Source organism: Mycobacteriales bacterium, from assembly GCA_040902655.1.
Taxonomy (GTDB): domain Bacteria; phylum Actinomycetota; class Actinomycetes; order Mycobacteriales; family SCTD01; genus SCTD01.
In genome coordinates, this window is record JBBDWV010000003.1 from 17,186 (window position 1) to 21,388 (window position 4,203).

Below are 4,203 nucleotides of genomic sequence, written 5' to 3' on the forward strand. Positions count from 1 at the left end.
GGGCCCCCCCCCCGGTTCAGACGTCGTACTGCCTGGACCCGTGGTGAGCGGGTCGAGGTGATCAGGTCAGGCAGCGTTCTGCTTCGTGGCTGCCGGGCCGCCGGTGCCGTCGGTGGGCAGGGCGGCGCGGGCCACCTCGACCAGCGCGGTGAAGGCGGCGGCGTCGTGCACCGCCAGGTCGGCGAGGACCTTGCGGTCCACCTCGACGCCGGCCGCCTTGAGGCCCTGCATCAGGCGGCTGTAGGTCATGTCGTTCTGCCGCGCGGCCGCGTTGATGCGGGTGATCCACAGCTTGCGGAAGTCGCTCTTGCGCTTCTTGCGGTCGCGGTACTCGTAGGTGGCCGAGTGGAGCAGCTGCTCCTTGGCCTTGCGGTAGAGCCGGCTGCGCTGACCGCGGTAGCCGGAGGCCTTCTCGAGGACTTCCCGGCGCTTCTTGTGGGCGTTGACCGCCCTCTTGACGCGTGCCACTGGTCGATTCCGATCTGTCTGGTGTCCCGGGCGCGGGCTCGGGAGGGGGCGGGCGGGCTCGAGGGCTCAGCTGCTGAGCAGCTTCTTGACCTTCTTCACGTCGGGCGCGGCCACCTCGACGGTGCCCGTCAGGCGACGGGTCAGCCGACTGGACTTGCGCTCGAGCAGGTGGCGCTTGCCGGCACGCTCGCGCAGGATCTTGCCGGTTCCGGTCACCTTGAAGCGCTTCTTGGCGCCGCTGTGCGTCTTCTGCTTGGGCATGTCTGCCGTCGTCCTCCTGCTCGGGGCCGTTCCGCGGGGGGTGCGGGCCGGTCGGGTGGTGCGGGCCGGTCGGGGGGTGCGGGTCTAGCTCTGCGCCGGTGCGGATGCGCCCTCGGGCGCCTCCTTGGCGGCCTTCTTCAGGTCGGCGGCATTCTTGTGCGGGGCCAGGACCATGATCATGTTGCGGCCGTCCTGCTTGGGCGCGGACTCCACGAACCCGAGCTCCTGGACGTCCTCGCCGAGGCGCTGCAGCAGCCGGAAGCCCAGCTCGGGACGGGACTGCTCACGGCCACGGAACATGATCGTGATCTTCACCTTGTCGCCCGCCTTGAGGAAGCGGACGACATGGCCCTTCTTGGTCTCGTAGTCGTGCGGGTCGATCTTGGGACGGAGCTTCATCTCCTTGATGACGGTGAGCACCTGGTTCTTGCGGCTCTCCCGCGCCTTCTGCGCCGTCTCGTACTTGAACTTGCCGTAGTCCATGAGTTTGCAGACCGGCGGGCGGGCCATCGGGGCGACCTCGACCAGGTCCAGATCACTGTCCTGGGCCAGCGCAAGGGCCTCGCCGATGGCGACGATGCCGACCTGCTCGCCGTTGGGCCCGACCAGGCGCACCTCGGGGACGCGGATCCGGTCGTTGATGCGGGGTTCAGCGCTGATGGGGCCTCCTCGTAAGACATCAGGGACGGCAGCCCGGCATCCCCACGAAGAAGGGCCCTGCGCTCACGCAGGGCCCACACCGGCCACGCGCCCTCGCGGGTGCGCGAACCACGGGCACCGACCCTGGATAAGGAGCGGTGCTCCGACCGGACCCGGGCGCCTCGCGGCTCCTCAGGTGGGAGGTGGGACCTCCGCTTGCACGACCCCCACGCAAGCGGGAGCCGGGTCGCCCTGCAAGGGTAGCAGCCGTGACGACTGCTGATGAGGCCCGTGACATCGCCGAGGTGCCGGCTGCCGAGGTGATCGCCACCGCGGCGGTCCATCTGATGTCCGCCGCCGCCGTCAAGTGCGGCCTGGCCGAGGAGGGCGACGCCCACCGGGACCTCGACGAGGCCCGCAAGCTGATCACGGCGCTGGCCGGTCTGCTGCAGGCGGCCCGGCCGGACCTGGGCGTGCACGCGGCACCGCTGCGGGACGGGCTGCAGGCGTTGCAGCAGGCGTTCCGGGAGGCCTCCCCGGTGCCGGACGAGCCTGGTGAGGGTCCCGGCGAGACGCTCACCGGCCGCGGCTGAACCGACGGCGCCGGACCGGCACCGCGACTCCGGGGCCGTGGTCGGGCACGACCGTGAGGTCGAGCGGAGCGGCGAGGTACGGCGCGAGCCGCGCCGCCAGCGCGGCCAGGGCCGCAGCCGACAGGTCGCGGCGCGGGACGATCCCCAGCACCGGCCCGTCCGGCCCCTCCAGCAGCCGCGCCGCCCGGAGGGGCTCGCCGCGCAGGGCCCGGGACAGGGTATGGAGCAGGTCGCTGTCGACGTACGTCGGCGTCACGAGCGGCCCGGTCGTGCTCCGGGTGGACAGGGCAGTCCCCGGCACCGGCACCCGCCCGGTCGCCAACTCCGCCAGCTCGCTCCTGCTGAGCACGAACCCGGCGCCGGCGGGGTCGACGACAACCGCGACCGCCCCGGCGTCAAGGGCGGCGGAGCACGCCTGCGTCCCCGTCAGCGGCACCGGCCGGGCGCCGTCGGAGAAGCCGGTCACGCCTGGCACGTCCAGAAAGACCGGGACGCCGCGACCGCTGGAGCCGGCCAGCGTGACCAGGGACATCTCCGCCGTCGAGTTCGTACGCCGGCCGGTGCCGGTGCCGGTGCCGGTGCCTACGTGCTCGGCGGTGCCGGTGCCTACGTGCTCGGCGGTGCTGCGTGCGACGACCGCGGCGAACACGCGCGCGGTGGCCAGCGCCGCGAGGACCCGCGCACGGGCGGTCGGGGACGGTGCGGCGGCCCAGCCCCGCAGGGCAGTAGCCAGCGCCGCATCGGCCAGCCCGGTGTCGGTCACGCCGTACGACGCTAGACCGCCGGCCCTGCCGCCCCCGCCCGGGTGATCCACGGGGACTTCGAGGTGGATCCCGGCCAGAAATCCACCTCAAAGTCCGCGTGGATCACCCATGGGGCAGGCGGGGGCAGGCGGGGCGGGGGGCAGGCGGGGCGGGGGGGGCCGGCGGGGCGGGGGGCCGGCGGGCGGCAGCTCAGTCGGTGGAGGCGGCGAGGGCGACCACGGCGCGGTCGATCGCGGCCAGGGCACGGCCGCCGTCCTTGACCCCGGTGAGCAGGAAGGCGAACTGCACCTCACGGCCGCTGGCGGTCCGGGTGTAGCCGGACAGCGCGCGCACGCCGGCGAGGGTGCCGGTCTTGGCCGTCACCCGCCCGTCGGCAGCCGTCCCGCAGTAGCGGCGCCTGAGCGTGCCGTCCCGGCAGCCGACCGGCAGCGACGCCCGGAACTGCGGCCCGGAGCCCGAGCTGTCGGCGGCCTGCAGCAGCAGCACCTGACCGGCCGTGGTCTGGCGGTTGTCGGCGGACAGGCCGGACCCGTCCGAGCTGCGCCCCACGGGAACCGCCTGGCGGCCGAGCACGTCGCGCATCGCAGTGACGCCGCCGGCCGAGCTGCCGTCACCGCGCACCACCCGGCCGACCTCCTTGAGCAGCAGCTCGGCGGCGAAGTTGTCGGAGTCCTTGAGCGCGCGTCGTACGACGGCCGGGATCGGTCCGGAGACCCGCTCGGCGACGGTCACCGCGCCGGCCGGCCGGCGCTCACGACGCACCGTTCCGGACACGGTGACGCCCTCTGCGCGCAGGAAGTCCCGGAAGCGGACGGCGGCGGGAAAGGCTGGGTCGCGCAGGAAGGCCTGGTCGGTGCGCCACCGGTTGCCGTCGACCGCCATCGCCGATAACGGCCCCGCCTGGCGGGGCATGAAGGAGGGCTTCCAGCCCGCGGCCGTACGACGAGGGTCGTAGCGGCTGTCGTCGAGCCGTACGTCACCGGTCACGACGGTGATGCCGGCGGCGCGTACGTCGCGGGCGAGGGCGCGCAGACCCAGCATCGTGAGGTAGGGGTCCCCGCCGGCGACGAGCCACAGGTCGCCGTCCAGCCGGCCGTTCACGGGCAGCGCGCGCCGGGCCACCTCGGTGCGCAGCCGGGCGGTCGGGCCGAGCGCGACCAGCGCGCTGACACCGACGTAGTTCTTCTGCGTCGAGGCGGGCGGCAGCGGGTGGCCGGCCTCGCTGCGCAGCACCTTGCCGTAGCCCTGGACGTCGACGGCGGCCGACACGGTGACCGCGGTGGAACCGCCGAGCGCGGCCTGCAGCCGGCGGCGCAGGGCTTCCCGCTGGGCGGATGTCGCGTCGGCAGGCTGGGTGGCCGTGCCGCTGGTCTGCAGCGCGATCGGCCGCGGGCTGACCGCGGTGGCCGGAACCAGGTCGGCGAAGGCGTCGTGCGGACCGAGAACCACCGCGGAGGCGGGCCCCGTCAGCAGGCCGA

The 4,203-nt window shown here is 73.9% G+C and carries 6 protein-coding genes; 1 reads left to right on the top strand and 5 read right to left on the bottom strand.

The annotated features are described in order from the left end of the window. Positions 1-66: 66 nt before the first annotated feature. From rplT to infC, 3 genes are all read right to left on the bottom strand, one after another. Entirely contained in the window at positions 67-468 is a 402-nt protein-coding gene (gene rplT / locus WD794_00750; protein MEX2288838.1) for a 50S ribosomal protein L20, read from the bottom strand. 66 nt (positions 469-534) lie between these two features. Next, entirely contained in the window at positions 535-729 is a 195-nt protein-coding gene (gene rpmI, locus WD794_00755) for a 50S ribosomal protein L35 (protein ID MEX2288839.1), read from the bottom strand. A gap of 84 nt (positions 730-813) precedes the next feature. Beyond that, positions 814-1,389 (bottom strand): translation initiation factor IF-3, encoded by a 576-nt coding sequence (gene infC / locus WD794_00760; protein ID MEX2288840.1) that lies wholly within the window; start codon positions 1,387-1,389, stop codon positions 814-816. A gap of 248 nt (positions 1,390-1,637) precedes the next feature. Between infC and WD794_00765 the strand changes: the two genes are divergently transcribed. Continuing rightward, positions 1,638-1,961, top strand: a complete 324-nt coding sequence (locus tag WD794_00765; protein MEX2288841.1) for a DUF1844 domain-containing protein — start codon at positions 1,638-1,640, stop codon at positions 1,959-1,961. Here the strand turns inward: WD794_00765 and WD794_00770 are convergent. Then, positions 1,945-2,724, bottom strand: coding sequence for an SseB family protein (locus WD794_00770; protein MEX2288842.1), 780 nt, complete (start codon positions 2,722-2,724; stop codon positions 1,945-1,947). The two genes, WD794_00765 and WD794_00770, sit on opposite strands and share 17 nt — an antisense overlap. 190 nt (positions 2,725-2,914) lie before the next feature. After that, on the bottom strand, positions 2,915-4,203 hold a 1,289-nt coding region (dacB, locus tag WD794_00775; GenBank protein ID MEX2288843.1), incomplete at its 5' end, for a D-alanyl-D-alanine carboxypeptidase/D-alanyl-D-alanine-endopeptidase.